This is a genomic window from Novosphingobium sp. UBA6272 (assembly GCF_002440635.1).
In the GTDB taxonomy this organism is placed as follows: Bacteria; Pseudomonadota; Alphaproteobacteria; order Sphingomonadales; family Sphingomonadaceae; genus Novosphingobium.
In genome coordinates this window covers 1-18,831 of record NZ_DJUW01000006.1, presented here as the reverse complement: position 1 = coordinate 18,831, position 18,831 = coordinate 1, and the positions used below count along the sequence as shown (strand labels likewise).

The following is an 18,831-nucleotide window of genomic DNA, read 5'->3' as shown; positions in this document are numbered from 1 at the left end:
GCATCGATCAATCAACCGTGACCGTCACCGCTCGCCGGTTCTTCGACCAGCTTTCCTCGTCGCTGCCCAGCGCCACCGGGCGTTCCTTGCCATAGGACACCGTGGTGATCCGTCCCGGATCGACGCCCAGACTGGCGAGATAGTTCTTGGCCGCATTGGCGCGGCGTTCGCCCAGGGCAAGGTTGTATTCGCGGGTGCCGCGTTCGTCGGCGTGGCCTTCGATCGTCAGCCGCTTGGCCGGATATTTGAGCAGCCACTGCGCCTGCGCGGCCAGGGCTTGCTGATCGGTCGCGTCGATGTTGTAGCGGTCAGTATCGAAATAGATCGTGTCCTGGCCCATCAGCGTCGCGGCGAAATCGGCCTGGCTGCCGGGGGTCGGCGCGCCGCTATCTGTGCCGGCGGACTGGCTGGGCGCACCGCCCGGATCGGGGGGCAGAATCTGCGGGGCCTTCTTGGCGCAAGCGGACAGGCCGAGGCCTGCGGCCAGCAGCACGGTCAGGGTAAGGCGCTTGTTCATCGGCTTCTCCTTTGCCTTCAGCTTGATGTGTTTGATCGCCCTGTCAATGCAGATCAGGGACGAAGCGGTCCCCAGGCGGGATCGCTGCCATCGACCGGGGTATCGAGCTTGCGCTCGTTCCGACCGGTCAGGTCGACCTGCCAGATCCCGGTCTTGCCGCTGCCGCGCGCGGTGCGGAAGAACTGGATCACGCGGCCGTTGGGTGCCCAGGTCGGGGCCTCATCCTGCCAGCTGTCGGTCAGATAGCGCAGGTTGGCTCCCGCCGGGTCCATCACCGCCACGCGGAAATTGCCCGCGATATGGGTGAAGGCGATCTGATCGCCGCGCGGGCTCCATTCGGGCGTTGCGGCGCGGCCACCGAAGAAGCTGATCCGCTTCTGCCCGGTGCCATCGGCATTCATCACATAGACCTGCTGGCTGCCCGAGCGGTCGCTTTCGAACACGATCCGGCTGCCATCGGGGCTGAACGAGCCGCCGATGTCGATCCCGGGCGCGTCGGTAAGCTTGACCGGATTTCCGCCCGCCGCCGGGATCTTGTAGATGTCGGTATTACCGCCCGTCGCCATCGAATAGAGGATCCAGCGCCCGTCCGGCGACCAGCGCGGCGCGAACAGCGGGTTCTTTGAACTCAGCAACAGGCGCTGGGCCTTGCTGACCGGGTCGATGATATAGATCCGGGGCTGGCCATTGTAATAGCTGAGGTAAAGGATCGACCTGTAATCGGGCGAATAGCGCGGGGTCAGCGCGATGGTCTGCCCGGTGGTCAGGAAGGTGTGGTTGGCCCCGTCCGAATCCATGATCGCCAGCCGCTTCATCCGGCGATCCTTGGGGCCGGTCTCGGCAATATAGGCGATCCGGCTGTCGAAGAACGGGTTCTCGCCCGACAGCTGCGAATAGACCATGTCGGCGCATTTGTGCGCGGCGCGGCGCCATTCGCCCGGGGCAACCGTCCAGCCGGCCTTGGCCTTCTGCTGGCCGAGCGCAACGTCGTAGAGATAGCAGCCGACGGTGATGTTGCCGCCGGCCTCGGCCCGGACATAGCCCTGGACCAGCATGTCCGCCCCGCGGCCCTGCCAGCCGGGATAGTCAGGCGCCTGGACCTGCGCGAGCGCGGGGCGCGGCAGCGCCGAGGGGCCGGTCGGCTTGAACAGCCCGTTGTTGCGCAGATCGGCAAAGATCACGTTGGAAACCGCGAAACCCAGCGTCGAGGTGCTGCCCGCGCTGGTCTGGGTCGGCACGTCGGCATTGGTGGCAAAGGCCGGGATGGCGATTTTGGCATCGTTGTCGAGGCTGCCGACCACGTCCTCCTCGACCTCGGTCGGGGTTGCGGTGGGCGCAGGCGCAGCTTCCTGTGCCAGTAGCGCGGAGGCCGGCAGGATCGCCGCCAACAGGAAGGGGATGAGCTTCATCACGGGCATTCTTCCTACTCTTTCCTGAAATTGAGCCGGCGGCTCTTCCACTGATCGTGGAATTCCGCGGGCAGGCCGCTGAACGGCGCGGCGAGGCGGATCGCACGAACCGCGCAGTCCTTGAACGGCTTGACTTGCGGGCGATTGGCATCGGTCACCCCGGTCACCTCGAACGGCTCGATCGACTGGATCCGCCCCGACGGGTCAAGCGTGAAGCGCACCGTCGCGCGCAGTTTGCCGACGTCGAGCCCGCTGACCGGGCAGCCGTTCCACGGCCCGCGCACCTTGGATCCGATCAGAGAGGACCATGAGGAAACCTGCTGCGCCGAGGCAACCGCCGCCGGCGGAGTCAGGTCCCTGCCCTTGGCGCTGCCGCCCGGGATGCCCTTGGAGAAAGCCTGATCGAAACTGCTCGCGCCCGCCTTCGCCGGGGGGGCGGTTTTGGCCGGGGGTGCCTTGGAGGGCGGGGCGAAGGGCCACTTGCTGGGCGGCTTCTGCGCCTGCTGCGGCGGCTTGGGCACAGCTTTGGGAGCGGGCGCGGCGCTGGCCTTGGGCTGCGGGGCGGGTTCGGGCTTTGCCTCTGGTTGGGGCAGGGGAACCGGGGCCGGTGCGGGCTCGCCCAGTTCCGGGCCCTTATCGGCCAGGGGATCGGCTTGCGGATTGGGCGAGGTTGAGACTGCGCCGGTCTGGTCGCTGAGCGTCACGCTGATCCGCTCGGGCGGCGACGGAGGCGCTGCGGGCCGGGCAAGGACCAGCGCGAGCAGCAGCCCGGCATGGGCCATCGCCGCCAGCATCAGGCCGATGATTTCCTCGTTGTTGAGCGCGCGCGCTTCCATGGTCTCTGGCTATGGGCTGGGAACTGAACCGGTGGTGACCAGCGCGATTGCGGTGAACCCGGCGCGGTTAAGCTCGCCCATCACCGCCATGACCCGGCCGTAACCCAGATTGCGGTCGGCGCGCAGTGTGACCTGCGGAGGCTTGCCATCGGGTGCGGGCGGCACCTCTGCCAGCTTCTGCGCGAGCGCGCCCGGCTCCAGCGCGGCGTCTCCCAGATAGATCACGCCATCCGCAGCGATCGTCAGGCTGATCTCTTCGGGGTTCTGGTTCAATGGCTTGGCATTGGCATCGGGCAGGTTGACCGGCACCCCGGCGCTGAGCAGCGGGGCAGTGACCATGAAGATGATCAACAGCACCAGCATCACGTCGACCAGCGGGGTGACGTTGATCTCCGCCATCGGCGCGCGGCCCCGGCGGGAGCGGCGGGAGGGGGCTGGGCCCATCGCCATTACTGCGCCTCCAGTTCCCGGCTGAGGCTGGCGTGAAAGCGGTCGGCAAAGCGCTGCAGCCGCGCCTCAAGCTGGTTCACCCGGTGCGAGAAGCGGTTGTAGGCGATCACCGCCGGGATGGCCGCGAAGAGGCCGATCGCGGTGGCGAACAGCGCCTCGGAAATCCCCGGCGCGACCACCGCGAGTGATGAATTCTGCTGCTGCCCGATCTGGAAGAACGAGTTCATGATCCCCCAGACCGTGCCGAACAGCCCGACGAATGGCGCGACCGAGCCGACCGTGGCGAGGAAGTTGAGCCGTTCCGAAAGCTTGTCCGCTTCGTTCGCAATCGCACTGTCCATCGCCAGCGACAGCCGCTGGCGGGTGCCTTCGCGGTCCAGGGCCTTGCCGCCGGTCGAGCGGCGCCATTCGGCAATGCCGGCAGCGGCGACCTGCGCGGAGGGAATTTCGCCCTTGCCCCGTTCGGTCTGAAAGGCATCGATGTCGGAAGCCTTCCAGAAATCGCGCTCATAAGCCTCGCTCGCCTTGCTCAGGCGGCCATAGCGCAGGCTGAAGGCGACGATGATCGTCCAGACCCACAGCGAAGCCAGCACCAGCCCGGCCATCACGATCTGGACCACGATATCGGCATCAAGGAACAGCTTCACCGGGTTGAGGTGCCGGGGCGCTTCGGCGGCAGCGGCGGCAAGCAGGTTGAGGTCGGTCATGGTTTTCCTTCGGAAACGATCGGGGCAAAGGCCGCGCGCCAGCCATCGGGCATGCGGCGCGGGCGGCCGTCGGGGGCGACGAAGCCAACCCGGAATGAGGCCTCGGTCAGGAGCAGGCCATCCTCGCGGAATGCCTTCTGATGCATCCGGCACGAAGCGGCGCGCAGGTCGGTGCAGGTCGTCTCGATCCGCACTCCGTCGTCCAGCCGGGCCGGGGCGAGATAGCGGATCGTCAGGTCGGCCACGGCAAAGGCACCCTCGCCGGCTTCATTGACCGTGCGCTGGTCGATCCCCAGCAGCCGGACAAAGTCGGACCGGGCGCGCTCGAACCAGCGCAGGTAGTTGGCATGATAGACCACCCCCGACAGGTCGGTATCCTCGAAATAGGCCCGCACCGCGAAGCGGTGGACCGTGCCTTCGATCAGGCCGGCAGGAAAGGGCGGGTAAGACGTCATGCCGCCAAGGCCTTAGCAACGGCACGAGTCGCAGGGCAAGGGAATGCGTTCAGCCTGACCCAAACATCCCACCGTTCGTCACTCGCGGGTGGTGCTGCGGATCAGCGCGCCAGCATCGGTCCGAGCGGCCGCCCGCCGAACAGGTGAACGTGCAGGTGCGGCACTTCCTGGTGGCCGTGGCCGCCAATATTGGCGAGCAGGCGGTAGCCCGGTTCGACCAGTCCGGCCTCGCGCGCGACATGGCCGACGGCGCGGATGAAGCCGGCGATCTCATCTGCCGGGGCCCGGGCCGAAAAATCGTCCCAGCTTACATAGGGTCCCTTGGGGATCACCAGCACGTGAAGCGGGGCCTGCGGGTTGATGTCGTGAAAGGCCAGCGCCCATTCGTCTTCATAGACGGTCTTGTTCGGAATTTCCCCGCGCAGGATCCTCGCGAAGATATTCTGGTCATCATAGGGCTGGGTGGCGTCGATCGGCATTACTGACCTCGTGCGGCTTTTTCGGCGATCCCGCTGGTGCCTTCGCGGCGCTCAAGCTCGGCCAGGACCTCGTTCAGGCTTACGCCCTTGGCGTCGAGCAGGACCAGCAGGTGAAACAGCGTGTCGGCTGCCTCGCCGACCAGTTCCTCGCGGCTGCCGGACAGCGCCGCGATCACCGTTTCGATCGCTTCCTCACCCAGCTTGCGGGCGATCACCGGAACACCGCGGGCATGAAGCTTGGCGACCCAGCTGGTTTCCGGGTCGGCACCGCGGCGCGCGGCGATCGTGGCGGCGAGGCGGGACAGCGTATCCATGCCTGCGGCCATGCGGCGCAGGGCGGGCAAGGTCAAGGGGCGGCGTGTTCAGTTCTGCGGGGGTTTGCGCGACAGGATCCGGCCTGCCGCGACCCCGGCCAGGCCGATGCCCAGCAGCGCCAGGCCCGATGGCTCTGGCACGACCCAGCTGGTGCTCTGCGCCAGGGCAGGCGTTGCGCCGATCAGGACGACGAGAATCGGGGTTGCAATGCGCCCAAGCATGGGCCGCGCCTGCGCCGGGATGGGGCGTGCTGCAACTGCGAATTTGGCACCGTCCCAAGCCGGGACCTTTTCCGTGCCAATTCAGGCAGCAGCCCGCCACAACGGATATTGCACCAGCCGCCCCTGCACGCCGAGCAGAGCATCGACCGCGCGCGCCGGTTGCAGCGCGGCGATGATCGCCGGATCAGCCGCGTCCATTCCGCCGGTCAGCGCGCCGAACGCGGGCAGGATCAGCTTGCGCTCGCTCGCCACCGCGCAGGGCCGCACCACCCGGCGGCCGCGCGCCGTGACCTTGAGCTTGGGATGGAAATGGCCCGACAGTTCGGGCCGCAGATCGCCCGGCACCGCTTCATGGCGCAGCATGAGCCCGCTCACCTCGATCTCGTCGACCGCGGTACCCGAAGGAACCCGGCCCTGATCGTGGTTGCCCGAAACCCAGACCCAGTCGGTCGCGCGGGTCAGCGCATCGAGCATGCCTGCGGCGTGCGATTCCAGCCGGTCAGCCCCGGCAGCATCGTGGAAATTGTCGCCCAGGCAGAACACCCGCCGCGCATCGGTCTGGCGCAGCGCATCGGCCAGCCGGCCCAGCGTCTCGCGGCTGTCATAGGGCGGCAGCATCTGCCCGAAGCGGGCATAGAAGCTGGCCTTTTCCAGGTGGAGGTCGGCGACCAGCAAGGCCCGTTCGCGCGGCCAGTACAGCGCCAGCCCTTCGGCCAGCGCCAGTTCTTCACCTGCGAACGAAAAGGGAACCATGGCTTTCCCTTGCCGGATGCGGATTCGCTTGGCAAGGGCGCGTGATGCAAGACTGGACTCAAGAGACCGCCCGTGCCCGCACCTGGTTCGAAAGCCTGCGCGACCGGATCTGCGCCGCCTTCGAACAGATCGAGGCCGAGGCCGGCAGCCCGGCCCGGTTCGAATATCTGACCTGGCACCGCGAAGAAGCCGGCAACGACAATCCCGGTGGCGGCACCCGCGGGGTAATGAAGGGCCGGGTATTCGAAAAGGTCGGGGTCAATGTCTCGACCGTCCACGGCACCTTCGCCCCCGAATTCGCCAAGACCATCCATGGCGCGGGGGAAGAAAGCCCCGGCTTCACCGCGACGGGCATCAGCCTGGTCGCGCACATGGCCAATCCGCACGTGCCGGCGGTGCACATGAACACCCGGTTCCTGACCACCAGCAAGGCCTGGTTCGGCGGCGGCGGCGATCTCAACCCGCCGATCCCCTACCCGCAAGACACCGCCGAGTTCCACGCCGCCTTCCAGGCCGCCTGCGACAAGCACGGCCCGGACTATTACGCGCGCTTCAAGGCCTGGGCCGACGAATACTTCTTCATCCCGCACCGCGGCGTCCACCGTGGAGTCGGCGGGATCTTCTACGATCACCTCGACTGCGCCGATCAGGCCGCCTTCGAGGCAAACTTCGCCTTCACCCGCGATGTCGGCGAGGCCTTTCTTGATGTCTTCCCCCGGCTGGTGCGCCGCCGGATGGGCCTGGAGTTCTCGCCCGAGGACAAGCTGCGCCAGCTCGAATGGCGCGGGCGTTATGCCGAATTCAACCTGGTCTACGATCGCGGCACGCTGTTCGGGCTCAAGACCGGCGGCAATGTCGACGCAATCCTGATGAGCCTGCCGCCCGAGGCGACCTGGAGCTAGGACGACGCCATTAAGCTTTGCGCAATCTGCAAGGCGCGATAGGAAGGCCTCATACCAACAGGGGATAATTCCATGTCTTTTGCCTCACGCCTGCTCCTGCCGCTTGCTGCCATTGCTCTTACCGCGGCTTCGGCCCATGCGCAGTCCTTCCGCATTCCGGCCGAAGGCGTGCCGGCGATCGAGGTCGCCAAACAGGCCGGCTGGACCGAGAAGTACGACGATTACGGCAACCTCACCTTTTTCGCGGAAGACAAGTCGGGCGGGCTGTTGTTCCGTACGATCGAGGCCGGTGAGGGCGAGGCCATTCCCGAGAATTCCGCAATCGCAGAGCTGATCCTCGGCGCGGCGGGCGCAAAGCCCTTTACCAAGCGCGAAGCCACCCAGTTCGCGGGCGGCCCGGCCGAAGCCTTCCATTCGACCATGAGCGCCGGTGGCCCGGTGGTCGACATCGTCGTGGTGATCCGCAATCTCGATGCCCGGCACCTCGCGGTCGGCGTAACCATGATCCCGCAAACCACCTCGGCCGAAGGGCGCAAGGCGGTGCTGGCACAGTTCGCTCAGGCTCGGATCGTCAACCGCTAGGCGTCAATCACCTGACCGGAACACGGAAAGGGGGCCGCAAGGCCCCCTTTTTGCGCTTGCCCTGCGCCCCCTTTGCCCCCCATCTAGGCAAAGATGCTGCGCCAGTACGAACTTGTCGAACGTGTTCTCGGTTACGATCCCGATGCGGACGAGGCCATGCTCAACCGTGCCTATGTCTACACCATACAAAAACATGGCTCGCAAAAGCGCGCTTCCGGCGATCCCTACTTCAGCCATCCGGTTGAGGTCGCGGGCTTGATGACCGAGCTCAAGCTCGATCAGGAAACGATCATCACTGCCCTGCTCCACGACACCGTGGAGGATACCCTGGCCACCACCGAAGAAATCGAGAAGCTGTTCGGACCCGAAGTCGCGCGGCTGGTCGACGGGGTGACCAAGCTCAGCAAGATCGAGGCGATGGGCGAGAACGAGCGCGCTGCCGAGAACCTGCGCAAGTTCTTCCTGGCGATGAGCGAGGACATCCGCGTCCTGCTGGTCAAGCTGGCCGACCGGCTCCACAACATGCGCACGCTGCACTTCATCCGCAGCGAGGAAAAGCGCCGCCGGATCGCCCGCGAGACGATGGATATCTACGCTCCGCTGGCCGAGCGGGTGGGCATGTACGAATATATGCGCGAGATGCAGCTGCTGGCATTCGAGCAACTGGAGCCCGAAGCCTATGCCACGATCACCGGGCGGCTGGCGCAGATCCGCTCGAGCGAAGGCGGGCAGGTCGATTCGATCGCGCTGTCGATCAAGCAGGCGCTGGCCGAAGCCGGGCTGAAGGTCGAGGTCTCGGGGCGCGAGAAGCATCCCTATTCGATCTGGAAGAAGATGGCCGAACGCCATGTCAGCTTCGAACAGATTACCGACATCATGGCCTTCCGCGTGCTGACCGAGACACCGGAAGACTGCTACCGCGCGCTCGGCGTGCTGCACAGCACCTGGCAGATGATCCCCGGGCGCTTCAAGGACTACATCTCAACCCCCAAGTCCAACGCCTACCGCTCGCTCCACACCAGCCTGATCTTCGAGAATTCGATGCGGATGGAGGTGCAGATCCGATCGCAGGAGATGCACCGCACCAACGAGTTCGGACTGGCCGCGCACTGGGCCTACAAAAGCCATGAACGCCCCGACGGGCAGGTCGGCTGGCTGCGCGACCTGATCGAGATCGTCGATGCCAGCCACGATGCCGAGGAACTGCTCGAGCATACCAAGCTGGCGATCTATCAGGACCGGATCTTCGCCTTCACCCCCAAGGGCGCGTTGCACCAGCTGCCCAAGGGCTCGACCCCCGTCGACTTGGCCTATTCGGTCCACTCCGATCTCGGTAACTTCGCGGTCGGGGCGAAGATCAACGGCCGGCACATGCCGCTCCGCACCGTGCTGTCCAACGGCGACGTGGTGGAGATCATCAAAAGCAAGAGCGCCAGTCCGCAATTGTCGTGGCTGGGCTTCGTCGTGACCGGCAAGGCCCGTGCCGCGATTCGCCGCGCGGTCCGCGCCAAGGAACGCGCCGAAGTGGCGATGATCGGGCGCAAGCTCTACGAACAGATCACCGAACGGCTACCCAGCAAGATCGGCAAGAAGGCGGTCAAGGACGCGGTCAAGCGGCTGGGCCTGATCGACGAAGAAGACCTGATGGTCGCGATAGGCACAGCCAAGCTGGAAGACCGCGCGGTGATGGAAGCACTGGTGCCGGGCAGCACCAAGCACCTGTCCGAGCCCGAGCACTGGCCCAAGCAGGAACGCGCGATCTCGATCAAGGGGCTGACCGCCGGCATGGCCTTTCACCTTGCCGAATGCTGCCACCCGGTGCCGGGGGACCGGATCGTCGGGCTGCGCCAGACCGGCAAGGGGGTGGAAGTCCACGCCATCGACTGCCTGACACTGGCCAGCGGGGTCGATGCCGACTGGCTCGACCTGTCGTGGGGCGACACCACCACCGGCGCGGTCGGGCGGATCCGGATCGTCCTCTACAACCGCCCTGGCACCCTGGCCGAAGCCGCCGGGATCTTCGCCGGCAACCGCGCCAACATTGCCGCGCTGGAAAACATCGCCCGCGACGACCTGTTCTCGACCTACGAGGTGGAAATCGAAGTCAACGACCTTGCCCACCTGACCCGCATCGTCAGCGCGCTGCGTGCCAGCGATGCAGTGGCCGAGGCGGAGCGGATCTGAACCGATGGTCGCGATTCTGGGCATCGACCATGTGCAACTGGCGATGCCTGCGGGTGGAGAGGCGCTGGCTCGGGCGTTCTATGCGGGACTGCTCGGCCTGCCCGAAGTGCCGAAGCCCGCGAACCTCGCCGCGCGCGGCGGATGCTGGTTCGAAAGCGACCGCGTGAAACTGCACCTCGGCGTCGAGGCGGATTTCCGCCCAGCGCGGAAGGCGCATCCGGCACTGCTGGTCGATGATCTCGAAGCAATGGCGGCCCTGCTCCAAGCGGCAGGGCATGGCTTCACCCCCGACGGTGCGCAGGACGGTACCCGACGCGGGTACGCCGACGATCCCTTCGGCAACCGGATCGAGCTGATCCAGGGTTAAAGGGGTTCACGCAGAGGCCGCAGAGAAGTCAGGTTTGCGGCAAAGCCGCCTTTTTTCCAACTCGTATTGGCAATCGCGAAGTCGGAAAATGAGAGCGGCTTCGCCGCAAGCGCAACGCCTCTGCGCCTCCCCTTTTTCTTCTCTGCGCCTCTGCGTGAACCACCCTTCTTCTTCAAACCTCCAGCATCACCTCCACCACGTCTCCCTCACCGATCCCCTCGGCCTTGCGCACGCTGGCCTTGACCGGCAGCATCCAGCCCGCGCTCTTGCTCGGAAACAGCGAGGTCTTGAACGTGCTGTCGCCGATCGTTGCCACGACCTTGAGCGAGCCGAATCCGCCGATGCTCTTCTCCAGCCGCCGCATCAGCGCTGTCCCCGAAAGCGCCTCACCCGCTTCGCCATCAATCGTCAGGAAATGCCAGCTTCCCGTGCCGGTCGAACTGGTCCAGCGCCAGAGCGGGCCGGTGTGGGTCACACGTTCGGTCACGGATTGCGCTCGCAAAGGCGCAAAGGCGCGAAGCTGCACTGCTTCCGGCGCAGCCGGGTTTTGTTTGGAATACTGCCGCAGAGACCAAACAAGCGAATGCGGGCCGGCCTGCGGCCAGAAACAGCAGCTTCGCGCCTTTGCGCCATTGCGAGAGAAAAAACTTTCACTTCACCCGCCGCACCGGGACCGGGATGTTGCAGATGTCCGCCCCGCCAGCCGGGCGGATGAAAAACGCATCGCGGCGGTTGGCGCGGGCATCGGCGTATTGGGCGAAGCTTTGGCTTTCGGTCGAGAGGTATTCGTAAGCCGGCAGGTCCTTCACCTCGGTGCCCAGCCGGATCGAGCGGATCCCGGTTCGCTCGTCGCCTTGCGCCAGATCATAGAACCCCAGCGCCCCATGCCCGCGCGGCAGCGAGGACAAGTGCTCGATCCCCTCGATCACCCGCCCGACCAGCGCAATATTGCGATCAAGATGGCGCGGGGCGTGGCCGATCACCACGTAGAGCTCCGCGCCGTTGCCGGTGTTGGGGGACAGGTCGCGGCCGACGCCGACCATGCCGTAGCAGTGGACAGGCCAGGCTGCCCGGGTCGTTGGCGCCGGAATGGGCCTACCCGTGGTTGCATCCTTTATTGGAACATACTGGATGTAATCCATTGCAACAGGCCAACCTCGATACAGATAGTTAGTTCGTGAATAGGCATCAAAGCCTCGGCCGCGTTCGCCCGCAAAGACCGGTTTCGGCTTGGCTTTGTATGGATCCTCTAAAGACGTTTCGTACTCACTCTCTGGCATCACCGCCAAACCCTCGGGCAGCTTCTTCGCCTTGACCTTGTCCTCGGCATCGGGATCGCCCCATTGCACGACGTAATTGTCCTGCACCCGGTTGACCGCAGTCCCGTCCCAGAACCTCGCCACCGTCAGCTTGCGGATATTGCCGATCCAGCCTTGCGAGAACGGCGGCGGCATCAGCTGGATCACCACCCGGCGAGGCTTGCCCTTGGCATCAGGGGCCAGGTCCATCACCAGCAGGTCCGACGCGGCAATCGCCGTCCAGTCCGCCTTGGGTGCCTGAGCGACGATCTCGCTGGGTGCGAGCGGCGAAGGCTGGGTCTTGCCGGCCGCCAGATTGGCCGAGGCCTGCGGATAGACGGGCGAAGCGGCCAGCGCGAGCAGCGCAGCCGTGGGGAGCAGTATTCTCATCGCCCCACAGTGCCACCGCCGCGCCCTTTGTCAAACCGCGCTCAGCCCTGCGCCTCCAGCGCATCGATATCGGCATCGCTCAGCCCGAAATGGTGCCCGACTTCGTGGATCACCACATGGGCGACCAGATGCTCCAGGCTCTCGTCCCCGCGCGCGATCCATTCGTCGAGGATCGGTTGGCGGAACAGCCGGATCCGGTCGGGCAGCGCACCCGAAGGCGCCGAATGCTTCTCACCCACCGGCCAGCCCTCGTAGATCCCGGTCAGCTCGAAGGCATCCTCGATCCCCATCGCCGCCAGCGTTTCCGCGTCGGCAAAGTCCTCCACCACCAGCCGCACCCCGGCAAGGTGCGCCGCAAACGGCTCCGGCATCTGCGCCAGCGCGGCGCAGGCCAGGGCTTCGATTTCGGAAAGGCTGGGCGCGAGGCCAAAGGTGCGGGTCATGCCCGCCAAGATAGGCGCTCCGCCCGCGCCTGCAACGCTTGCACGATCCCGGCCATGCCGCTAGGGCGCGCCAATCCAGTGCATGCGGAGCGGTGGCCGAGTGGTCGAAGGCGCTCGCCTGGAAAGTGAGTATACGTCAAAAGCGTATCGAGGGTTCGAATCCCTCCCGCTCCGCCATTACCCGCCCTTTCACTCATCATCGCAAACTCAGAGAAGCCTCATAAAACTGAGGTTTCTTGCGCTATTATACAGATTTGACGTTCGCATTCGTTCGCGCTGGATCGCCACAAGCCGCGAGCCGAACTTATGGCTGATATTATGGCTGACATGATGGCGGAGACCCGCTAGTTTGCGAGAATCATGTCCTCGCGCGCGCGTAACAAGCTCACTGTTAAGGAGGTCGCTGGCTTCGCCGGACCAGGGCTGCTGTCCGATGGCGGCGGTCTCTACCTGCGGGTCCGCCCAAGCGGAAGATCTTGGTTTTACATCGGAACCATGAGTGGAAGGCGGATAGAGCTTGGCTTGGGATCGGACTTGGACATTACGCTCGCAAAGGCACGCGAGCGGGCCGAAAAGATACGGGGTCAGCTGCTAGACGGCATTGATCCTCGGATCGAACGCGCCAAAGCTCGAGCCAAGCCAGTTCCTGTTGTGACGTTCGGCACCTTCGCCAAGGAATGGATCGCTGGCATCGAGGACGGGTTCCGCAACCCCAAACATCGGCAGCAATGGCGCAATACCGTCGATACCCATGCCGCACCTTTGCTGAACAAGCCGATTGACCAGATATCAACGTCGGATGTCCTGGCAGTCCTTGAGCCGATCTGGCTGAGCAAGCCGGAAACCGCTTCGCGGCTGAGGGGGCGCATCGAACGCATTCTGGATGCTGCCAAGGTCAAAGGCCTATGGTCAGGCGACAATCCGGCGCGGTGGAAGGGGCACCTCGACAAGACACTGCTGAGGCGTGACAAATCGGCGGTCAAGCATCATGCCGCCCTTCCCTTCTCGGAAATCACGGCATTCATGACCGGGTTGCGGAAACGGCCAGGCGGCACAGCCCGCGCACTCGAGTTCGCCATTCTGACAGCCGCACGATCAGGAGAAGTGCGCGGTATGTGCTGGTCTGAAGTGGACCTCGAAGCGAAGCTTTGGACCGTACCAAAGGAACGCATGAAGGCGAAGAGGGAGCACAAAGTACCGCTGAGTGACGCTGCTCTTGCAGTCCTTCGCACCGTAAGGCCGGAGGCAGCCAAGCCCGAAGATATTGTGTTTGCAGCGCCGCGCGGTGGACCGCTGTCCGATATGGCCTTGTCGCAGCAGCTCAAGCGCATGGGCCATAGCGATATCACAGTCCATGGCTTCCGTTCGACGTTCCGTGACTGGGTCGGCGAGCAGACCCATTTTGAGCGTGAAGTGGTCGAGATGGCCCTGGCACACGCATTGACCTCCGAAGTCGAGGCCGCCTACCGACGCGGAACAGCAGTCGAAAAGCGCCGCGAATTGATGGCCGCTTGGGCGGCATTTTGCGGCAAGCAAGGGTTGCGTGACAAGTTCAAATCGAATCGGCCTGGCACCTCCTAAGGCCAGCATAGCCGCTGGCAGTTGGCATCGAAGCTCACCGCAGCATTTGAGCCATTTTTGCTTTTTCTGACAGAATCCGCTAATAATTGCAGTGCGTTAAGCCCGATTTGACCAGCTTCAGAGGGCTTGAGGCACTTTCGCAAACGAGTTCCGCGAAGGGGATAGGTCAGGATGTTCCTGGCTGAGAGAACGCTTGCGCCTAGCGATCGGGGCTGTTGCCCCATCAGCTGCAAGTGTTGATCTGGCAAGACCGGCCTTTGCCGGAGGAGGTCCCCTTAGCGGTCCTCCTTCTAGGCAAAGGATGCGCTACATGAATACCGACGAACAGATCATCGCCGCCCAGCAACTCGATCCGGTCGAGGCCGGACGGATCATCCGCCAACTGGGCAACATTGCGCCCGATTATCAACTTGCCAGTGGGCCGATCAGCGACCGCCTGATGGGCGAAATCGTCCGCAAGTTCACCAAGGCCGCAGTCGAACCTTGGATAGCCAGCGAGGCCAACGGCACCGCAATCCTGATGGCATCGGAGTGGAAAATGACCAAGGGCGTCGGCGGAATTGGCGATGCCTGGCTCGAACTAAGCGAGATCACCACTGACGACTACGATCACAGCTGGCTCGAAGCGGCCCTCAAGACCGGCGGCACTCTGATGTGTGTGGAATTGAAGGTCAGAGCGGGACTGAGCGATGCTGCCGACAAGGTCATTCGAGATGACAAGGCTGTTGCGGGCTTCTTCAAACTCGGCGGCTGGACACGCGACGAGCAGGAAGCGCGCCTCTTCCAGCCCGTTGATCTGCTGAAAGAACTCGTCGCCCAGGCGTTCGAAATGAACGATTTCGATGAAGCTCTGAAGCCGGTCAGCCAGGCCGTGGCCGCTGCCATCGCAGCCATAGCAGACCTCGACGCGCTGATCAACCGCATCCGCGATGAGGCCAAGAAGAAGTAATCGGAAGCTTCGTCCAACCCAACAACATCGCCGACCATCCCGCTTGCGCAACTTGGTGCGAGGGGATGGCGGCTGCTCACAACAATGGAATGAAATTATCATGACCGACCACGGAACAGCAACGTGCAACGAGGTGCCGCGCGCAGAAGCGATTGCTCGCTTGAACGATCAACTCCGCAAGACAGGAATGGGTGGCACCATTGTGATTACCCAGAACGTTTTGCGGATCAGTGGCTTTGATGCCGTGACCCTCGCGGCTGCACTGGCAAACTACGATGAGTTCGATTCAGACAACGATCCGCATGGTGAACGGGACTTCGGCGATCTGACGCTTTTCGGCCATAACCTGCTGTTTAAGATCGATTATTATGATTCGCGCATGGAATTTGGATCAGATGATCCTGCCGACGCGGAGGCCACTCAAAGAGTTCTGACTGTGCTTCTTTCAAGCGACTGGTGAACATGATGAATCACCAAACTTCTTCGCAGCAAGCGCTTGATCAAAGCCCTCTATCGCCGCATACAATCTTTAGCTGCGGTCAGTCCCGCAGCGGAGGCTTTACAACCTCAAACCGCACGCGCCGGTCGAGATTTCTCGGCCGGGTGGCCGTCGCGTATGTCCAGGGCTCGCCTAAAGGCGGCGGCGCCTTGTGCGTGCGCAGGGTTGTAAACACCCGGCTTCGCCCGGTGCCTCCAATTGAAGTGGGGGCAACGATGCGCAGTAAAGTCGGACAAATCTTCGCTGGCCTATTGATCGCAGCCTTTTCTGTCACACCGACGGCAGCACAAACGCAATCGCAGATCGAGAAGCGCTACACCCGCGACTACAACCAGTGCATGGACGCGGCCGAAGGTGTGACCGTAGACATGATGGATTGCATCGGTGCCGAGATCGACCGGCAGGATGCCCGCCTAAACCAAGCCTATGTCATGGTCATGCGGCCACTATCACGCGCCAAGAAGGACCAACTTCGCGGCCTTCAGCGTAGCTGGATACGCCAACGCGACGCCCGGTGCTCTCGCGCTTCGAATGATGCAGGCGGCGGCTCGTTGTCGGGCGTCGTCTACGCAAGCTGCATTCTCGACGAAACGATCAAGCGCACAGTCTTCCTCGAGAACTACAAGGGTTAGGAGACGAAGACATGAAGCTTCAATTTGCCACAATGCTGTTCGCGGTGGCCTTGCTAGTCGCGTGCAAGCCCAACTCAGCCTCGCCCAACATGACAGCACTCGACGCCTGCAAGCGCGCGGACGTCAAGGACAAAATCCTGACCGAGGTCGCCAATGCGTTCGTGAGCAAGGCGGGCGGGTTGGTTGCGATGTTCGGCGGACCCGAAGTCTTTGCTGCTGTGAGCGAGGACTTCAAATCGCGGGCGACGATTGAGAATCCCAAGGTGGCAGATAGCCCGATGGCGGATCAGAAGATCTACGAGGTGCACTGCACGGTCGATCTCGCAACCGTCAATTCGGCCAAGGACAACACCCCAGTTGAGTTCCGCAACGTCGAGTTCACGATCCACTACAACAATGGCACGACCGATCTCGGCACCGAGGATTACTATCTGATCCCGAACAAGGCGTCGTTCTTCCGGACGGTGTTCGTGAACGGTATGCCCCAGGCGGAATACCTCCAGCAGCAGCAGGCTGCGCAGCCCCAAACGCAAGTCGAACAACCTAGCCCAGGTGGAGCAGAGGCCAATTCGCCTCCCAACGAAGCGGGTTCAACGGGCTCTGATACGGCCAGGCAAGCAGCCGATGCAGTCCAAGAAGCAAGCGATGAGGCAGCGAGGGCTGCAGATGAAGCCGCCAAGGAGATGGATGGCGGGCCTTGACCTTGCCAGTAACCGAGCAACCCTTTTTGGGGGATCAATCCCAGTTGAGGTCGTCTGCGTCCCAATTGACGTCAGAATCGCTGTTCTCCCATTCGAGACGTCTTTTCTCTTCGCGATCGGCAAGCGCTAGATTGATTTCATCTGGGTAAGCGCCGCGCGCGAATGTTATGCTCCGACTCTCGTCTTCGACATCACCGCGACGAGCTATGATCTGTTGGTACAGCTCCCGGAAAAGGAAGTCTTTGGGCGGCCTTGAGGCTTGGCGATGCAATGGGTACCGTCGGTTGAACTTCAAGATCTCCTTTGGCTGCGCATAGTGCCTGAACGCCCACCACATCTGGTCAGCAAGGCGCATTCGGTCCTTTTCGTCGGTAAGCTGCTTCACTAGCTTCCCATCGGGCCCGATGCTTGGTTTATCATCAGCCAGTATCCCTACTATCCCGACCATAAATACCGATCGTTCGCACTTGGGACCGCGAACCAAACGGCCATGGTGCTCCAGGCGCGCCTCAAGAAACTCGAAGAGGTCGGCGTGCAGACAGTGCAAAATTGCATGGTAGCAAACTGGCCTCAGCCACTTGAGTGGAGCCTCATAGCAAGGGTCAAATCTTGAGAGCGCCTTGCGAATGCGAAACTCGTCGATGACGGCATCCGCCATCCGATCAACAGCCGATTGCGCCTCATCATCATCAGCGAAATCCAGGACGAAGTTAGACCGGCCGAGCCTTTCGAACTCGAAGGTTTCGATCCAATGCGCGGCCTCGGTTGTCACAGCCACAAAGTGCCATGTTTTTTGCGTCCCGGAAAATAGTAAAAATCCCAAGCAATGCAAATAGTTCGCTCGACCCGAGCGATTTTAGGTCTAATTGAGTCGGTTCTCGAGATCATGGAGAGCCCAAGTGGAACCGATTCAGCCAATCCTCGCGGACGTGCCAACGGCATGCCTCCTTCTATCGGTGAAACGCACCAAGCTCTTCGCCCTGTTGAACCAGGATGGCGGTCTTCGCCGCATCAAGATCGGCCGAAAGACTCTCGTAACAATGGAGTCGATCCGGGCGCTGATCGAACAGGGTGGCCGATGATGGCAGGCCCAAGCTATTCCGATTTGCCGAAGCCTAAGAAGCCGCACCGGCTCGACAAGGACACCCGTCACGAGGATGGCATTGTCAGATTCCGCGACCGTGAGACCAATATTAAGCGGGACATCCGCCGGGCCAAGCTCCTTGAGGACACATCCCAGCTGACCATCTGGGAGGCAGAACGAGCAAGGGATCTGCAAGAACGCCTACAAAGGGCCAACGAGACCGGCATTCCAGCCGAGACTTTAGCGTCTGCAGTTTACCACCGTGAGGCCAGGATGCCGATCCTGAGTAGCTGGTGGAAGTTGATCGAAGAGCACCAAGACCAGCCCCAGGGCTTTGTAACGCTGCGGCCCCAGGGGATGCTGTATCGGGCAGACGACCTCTTCTCGGTAAGGCCCGCCGATCTGCTGAAGCGGGTCCAGAACGACTTTAACAGGCAAGGCATAACGGCAGCTCCTGGCTTTGGTTTCTTCGGCCTGGATGCTGACTTTGACGCTAACCGCTACGGAGGTGTCATCGACTTCCATGTCCACGGCATCGTGGTCGGTGAGAAGATCAAAGCGATCGATAACCTTAAGAAGATGCGCAAATATGACAACGCCCGGCTAGATCCACTGGAGCAGGGCTTACCGATCAGCCCCAGGATTCAAGTGAAGAAACCCCTGTTCAACCTTCCCGATCCGATCACCTACTGCCTGGAAAGCTGGGTGCCACATCGTCCTACCAGGATTGTCGAAGAGGGGAGTCGGAAGCGCTCAACCACCAAGAAGGAAATCCCTAGTCCCTTCAAACAACGTTGGCTGATCTGGATGGATATGTGGTCGATCGTGGACTTCATCCTCCTGAGCAACCTGAGGCCCACTAAGGCAGGGTTTCAGCTGATACATCCATAGATTTGTGAGTTCGAATGGCTGGCTAAGCCTATCGATAGTGGGTGGGTATCACCCGTGTAACCGATGGAAAGGGTCAGGTTGATGGCATCACTAAGGCATAACAGGCATAACAGGCCCCCTTAGGGCATTACCGCCCGCATACCGACATTTTGACCGGAAAATGGGGTCACGTCCGTCAATGAGGTG

The 18,831-nt window shown here is 62.8% G+C and carries 25 protein-coding genes and 1 tRNA gene; 12 read left to right on the top strand and 14 right to left on the bottom strand.

Annotated features, from left to right (window positions below):
• Nucleotides 1–7: 7 nt before the first annotated feature.
• The 10 genes from pal to pdeM form a co-directional block, all read right to left on the bottom strand.
• Nucleotides 8–517 carry a peptidoglycan-associated lipoprotein Pal gene (gene pal / locus B2V17_RS04335; RefSeq protein ID WP_292995582.1) on the bottom strand — a complete coding sequence of 170 codons (510 nt, stop codon included), beginning with the start codon at nt 515–517 and terminating at the stop codon, nt 8–10.
• Nucleotides 518–570: 53 nt separating this feature from the next.
• The gene (gene tolB / locus B2V17_RS04330) at nt 571–1,935 is read right to left on the bottom strand and encodes a Tol-Pal system beta propeller repeat protein TolB (protein ID WP_292995580.1); all 1,365 of its coding nucleotides are present in this window, start codon (nt 1,933–1,935) and stop codon (nt 571–573) included.
• A 5-nt stretch (nt 1,936–1,940) separates the two neighbouring features.
• On the bottom strand, nt 1,941–2,762 hold the full coding sequence (locus B2V17_RS04325) for a hypothetical protein (RefSeq protein ID WP_292995578.1): 822 nt from the start codon (nt 2,760–2,762) through the stop codon (nt 1,941–1,943).
• 9 nt (nt 2,763–2,771) lie between these two features.
• Complete coding sequence (locus B2V17_RS04320; RefSeq protein WP_292995576.1) at nt 2,772–3,212, bottom strand: ExbD/TolR family protein; 441 nt, start codon at nt 3,210–3,212, stop codon at nt 2,772–2,774.
• A complete protein-coding gene (gene tolQ, locus B2V17_RS04315; RefSeq protein ID WP_292995574.1) occupies nt 3,212–3,919 on the bottom strand; it encodes a protein TolQ in 708 nt (235 codons plus the stop codon). The genes B2V17_RS04320 and tolQ overlap by 1 nt, the downstream gene beginning before the upstream one ends.
• Entirely contained in the window at nt 3,916–4,374 is a 459-nt protein-coding gene (locus tag B2V17_RS04310; protein ID WP_292995572.1) for a YbgC/FadM family acyl-CoA thioesterase, read from the bottom strand. The genes tolQ and B2V17_RS04310 overlap by 4 nt, the downstream gene beginning before the upstream one ends.
• Before the next feature lie 101 nt (nt 4,375–4,475).
• Nucleotides 4,476–4,853 carry a histidine triad nucleotide-binding protein gene (locus tag B2V17_RS04305; protein WP_292995571.1) on the bottom strand — a complete coding sequence of 126 codons (378 nt, stop codon included), beginning with the start codon at nt 4,851–4,853 and terminating at the stop codon, nt 4,476–4,478.
• Nucleotides 4,853–5,167 carry a phosphoribosyl-ATP diphosphatase gene (locus B2V17_RS04300; RefSeq protein ID WP_292995556.1) on the bottom strand — a complete coding sequence of 105 codons (315 nt, stop codon included), beginning with the start codon at nt 5,165–5,167 and terminating at the stop codon, nt 4,853–4,855. Before B2V17_RS04300 ends, B2V17_RS04305 begins: the two co-directional genes overlap by 1 nt.
• Before the next feature lie 48 nt (nt 5,168–5,215).
• Nucleotides 5,216–5,389 (bottom strand): PEP-CTERM sorting domain-containing protein, encoded by a 174-nt coding sequence (locus B2V17_RS04295; protein WP_292995554.1) that lies wholly within the window; start codon nt 5,387–5,389, stop codon nt 5,216–5,218.
• Nucleotides 5,390–5,470: 81 nt separating this feature from the next.
• Nucleotides 5,471–6,142, bottom strand: a complete 672-nt coding sequence (pdeM, locus tag B2V17_RS04290) for a ligase-associated DNA damage response endonuclease PdeM (protein WP_292995552.1) — start codon at nt 6,140–6,142, stop codon at nt 5,471–5,473.
• Nucleotides 6,143–6,186: 44 nt separating this feature from the next.
• Here pdeM and hemF point away from each other — a divergent pair, with 44 nt between their 5' ends.
• The 4 genes from hemF to B2V17_RS04270 all read left to right on the top strand — a co-directional run bounded on the left by hemF (nt 6,187) and on the right by B2V17_RS04270 (nt 10,177).
• Entirely contained in the window at nt 6,187–7,044 is an 858-nt protein-coding gene (hemF, locus tag B2V17_RS04285) for an oxygen-dependent coproporphyrinogen oxidase (protein ID WP_292995550.1), read from the top strand.
• 72 nt (nt 7,045–7,116) lie between these two features.
• Nucleotides 7,117–7,626, top strand: coding sequence for a hypothetical protein (locus B2V17_RS04280; protein WP_292995548.1), 510 nt, complete (start codon nt 7,117–7,119; stop codon nt 7,624–7,626).
• A gap of 93 nt (nt 7,627–7,719) precedes the next feature.
• Nucleotides 7,720–9,810 carry a RelA/SpoT family protein gene (locus tag B2V17_RS04275; RefSeq protein ID WP_292995546.1) on the top strand — a complete coding sequence of 697 codons (2,091 nt, stop codon included), beginning with the start codon at nt 7,720–7,722 and terminating at the stop codon, nt 9,808–9,810.
• 4 nt (nt 9,811–9,814) lie between these two features.
• Nucleotides 9,815–10,177, top strand: a complete 363-nt coding sequence (locus B2V17_RS04270) for a VOC family protein (protein ID WP_292995544.1) — start codon at nt 9,815–9,817, stop codon at nt 10,175–10,177.
• 172 nt (nt 10,178–10,349) lie between these two features.
• Here the strand turns inward: B2V17_RS04270 and B2V17_RS04265 are convergent, their stop codons facing one another.
• From B2V17_RS04265 to B2V17_RS04255, 3 genes are all read right to left on the bottom strand, one after another.
• Entirely contained in the window at nt 10,350–10,652 is a 303-nt protein-coding gene (locus tag B2V17_RS04265; protein ID WP_292995542.1) for a DUF1905 domain-containing protein, read from the bottom strand.
• Between the two features lie 175 nt (nt 10,653–10,827).
• Entirely contained in the window at nt 10,828–11,865 is a 1,038-nt protein-coding gene (locus B2V17_RS04260; protein ID WP_292995540.1) for a peptidylprolyl isomerase, read from the bottom strand.
• A gap of 41 nt (nt 11,866–11,906) precedes the next feature.
• Nucleotides 11,907–12,308 (bottom strand): metallopeptidase family protein, encoded by a 402-nt coding sequence (locus B2V17_RS04255; protein WP_292995538.1) that lies wholly within the window; start codon nt 12,306–12,308, stop codon nt 11,907–11,909.
• An 86-nt stretch (nt 12,309–12,394) separates the two neighbouring features.
• On the opposite strand from B2V17_RS04255, the gene B2V17_RS04250 reads away from it, so the two are divergent.
• The 6 genes from B2V17_RS04250 to B2V17_RS04225 all read left to right on the top strand — a co-directional run bounded on the left by B2V17_RS04250 (nt 12,395) and on the right by B2V17_RS04225 (nt 16,670).
• Nucleotides 12,395–12,485: transfer RNA gene (locus tag B2V17_RS04250), tRNA-Ser, on the top strand.
• Between the two features lie 183 nt (nt 12,486–12,668).
• Complete coding sequence (locus B2V17_RS04245; RefSeq protein WP_292995536.1) at nt 12,669–13,889, top strand: tyrosine-type recombinase/integrase; 1,221 nt, start codon at nt 12,669–12,671, stop codon at nt 13,887–13,889.
• Between the two features lie 310 nt (nt 13,890–14,199).
• Entirely contained in the window at nt 14,200–14,838 is a 639-nt protein-coding gene (locus tag B2V17_RS04240; protein ID WP_292995534.1) for a hypothetical protein, read from the top strand.
• 100 nt (nt 14,839–14,938) lie between these two features.
• A complete protein-coding gene (locus tag B2V17_RS04235; protein ID WP_292995532.1) occupies nt 14,939–15,298 on the top strand; it encodes a DUF3768 domain-containing protein in 360 nt (119 codons plus the stop codon).
• A 254-nt stretch (nt 15,299–15,552) separates the two neighbouring features.
• Nucleotides 15,553–15,969 (top strand): lysozyme inhibitor LprI family protein, encoded by a 417-nt coding sequence (locus B2V17_RS04230; RefSeq protein ID WP_292995530.1) that lies wholly within the window; start codon nt 15,553–15,555, stop codon nt 15,967–15,969.
• Between the two features lie 11 nt (nt 15,970–15,980).
• On the top strand, nt 15,981–16,670 hold the full coding sequence (locus B2V17_RS04225) for a hypothetical protein (protein ID WP_292995528.1): 690 nt from the start codon (nt 15,981–15,983) through the stop codon (nt 16,668–16,670).
• Between the two features lie 34 nt (nt 16,671–16,704).
• Here the strand turns inward: B2V17_RS04225 and B2V17_RS04220 are convergent, their stop codons facing one another.
• A complete protein-coding gene (locus tag B2V17_RS04220) occupies nt 16,705–17,442 on the bottom strand; it encodes a hypothetical protein (protein WP_292995526.1) in 738 nt (245 codons plus the stop codon).
• A 184-nt stretch (nt 17,443–17,626) separates the two neighbouring features.
• Here B2V17_RS04220 and B2V17_RS04215 point away from each other — a divergent pair, with 184 nt between their 5' ends.
• Nucleotides 17,627–17,752 (top strand): excisionase, encoded by a 126-nt coding sequence (locus B2V17_RS04215; protein ID WP_292995524.1) that lies wholly within the window; start codon nt 17,627–17,629, stop codon nt 17,750–17,752.
• Complete coding sequence (locus B2V17_RS04210) at nt 17,749–18,645, top strand: hypothetical protein (RefSeq protein ID WP_292995522.1); 897 nt, start codon at nt 17,749–17,751, stop codon at nt 18,643–18,645. The genes B2V17_RS04215 and B2V17_RS04210 overlap by 4 nt, the downstream gene beginning before the upstream one ends.
• Nucleotides 18,646–18,831: the final 186 nt, after the last annotated feature.

What these genes read in the sequence shown, in the direction of transcription:
- pdeM (WP_292995552.1), bottom strand. Translation starts at nt 6,142, where the DNA reads ATGGTTCCCTTTTCGTTCGCAGGTGAAGAACTGGCGCTGGCCGAAGGG.
- B2V17_RS04300 (WP_292995556.1), bottom strand. Translation starts at nt 5,167, where the DNA reads ATGGATACGCTGTCCCGCCTCGCCGCCACGATCGCCGCGCGCCGCGGT.
- B2V17_RS04275 (WP_292995546.1), top strand. Translation starts at nt 7,720, where the DNA reads ATGCTGCGCCAGTACGAACTTGTCGAACGTGTTCTCGGTTACGATCCC.
- B2V17_RS04305 (WP_292995571.1), bottom strand. Translation starts at nt 4,853, where the DNA reads ATGCCGATCGACGCCACCCAGCCCTATGATGACCAGAATATCTTCGCG.
- B2V17_RS04225 (WP_292995528.1), top strand. Translation starts at nt 15,981, where the DNA reads ATGAAGCTTCAATTTGCCACAATGCTGTTCGCGGTGGCCTTGCTAGTC.
- B2V17_RS04310 (WP_292995572.1), bottom strand. Translation starts at nt 4,374, where the DNA reads ATGACGTCTTACCCGCCCTTTCCTGCCGGCCTGATCGAAGGCACGGTC.
- B2V17_RS04280 (WP_292995548.1), top strand. Translation starts at nt 7,117, where the DNA reads ATGTCTTTTGCCTCACGCCTGCTCCTGCCGCTTGCTGCCATTGCTCTT.
- tolQ (WP_292995574.1), bottom strand. Translation starts at nt 3,919, where the DNA reads ATGACCGACCTCAACCTGCTTGCCGCCGCTGCCGCCGAAGCGCCCCGG.
- B2V17_RS04210 (WP_292995522.1), top strand. Translation starts at nt 17,749, where the DNA reads ATGATGGCAGGCCCAAGCTATTCCGATTTGCCGAAGCCTAAGAAGCCG.
- hemF (WP_292995550.1), top strand. Translation starts at nt 6,187, where the DNA reads ATGCAAGACTGGACTCAAGAGACCGCCCGTGCCCGCACCTGGTTCGAA.
- pal (WP_292995582.1), bottom strand. Translation starts at nt 517, where the DNA reads ATGAACAAGCGCCTTACCCTGACCGTGCTGCTGGCCGCAGGCCTCGGC.
- B2V17_RS04255 (WP_292995538.1), bottom strand. Translation starts at nt 12,308, where the DNA reads ATGACCCGCACCTTTGGCCTCGCGCCCAGCCTTTCCGAAATCGAAGCC.
- B2V17_RS04325 (WP_292995578.1), bottom strand. Translation starts at nt 2,762, where the DNA reads ATGGAAGCGCGCGCGCTCAACAACGAGGAAATCATCGGCCTGATGCTG.
- tolB (WP_292995580.1), bottom strand. Translation starts at nt 1,935, where the DNA reads ATGCCCGTGATGAAGCTCATCCCCTTCCTGTTGGCGGCGATCCTGCCG.
- B2V17_RS04260 (WP_292995540.1), bottom strand. Translation starts at nt 11,865, where the DNA reads ATGAGAATACTGCTCCCCACGGCTGCGCTGCTCGCGCTGGCCGCTTCG.
- B2V17_RS04270 (WP_292995544.1), top strand. Translation starts at nt 9,815, where the DNA reads ATGGTCGCGATTCTGGGCATCGACCATGTGCAACTGGCGATGCCTGCG.
- B2V17_RS04235 (WP_292995532.1), top strand. Translation starts at nt 14,939, where the DNA reads ATGACCGACCACGGAACAGCAACGTGCAACGAGGTGCCGCGCGCAGAA.
- B2V17_RS04240 (WP_292995534.1), top strand. Translation starts at nt 14,200, where the DNA reads ATGAATACCGACGAACAGATCATCGCCGCCCAGCAACTCGATCCGGTC.
- B2V17_RS04320 (WP_292995576.1), bottom strand. Translation starts at nt 3,212, where the DNA reads ATGGCGATGGGCCCAGCCCCCTCCCGCCGCTCCCGCCGGGGCCGCGCG.
- B2V17_RS04245 (WP_292995536.1), top strand. Translation starts at nt 12,669, where the DNA reads ATGTCCTCGCGCGCGCGTAACAAGCTCACTGTTAAGGAGGTCGCTGGC.
- B2V17_RS04230 (WP_292995530.1), top strand. Translation starts at nt 15,553, where the DNA reads ATGCGCAGTAAAGTCGGACAAATCTTCGCTGGCCTATTGATCGCAGCC.
- B2V17_RS04295 (WP_292995554.1), bottom strand. Translation starts at nt 5,389, where the DNA reads ATGCTTGGGCGCATTGCAACCCCGATTCTCGTCGTCCTGATCGGCGCA.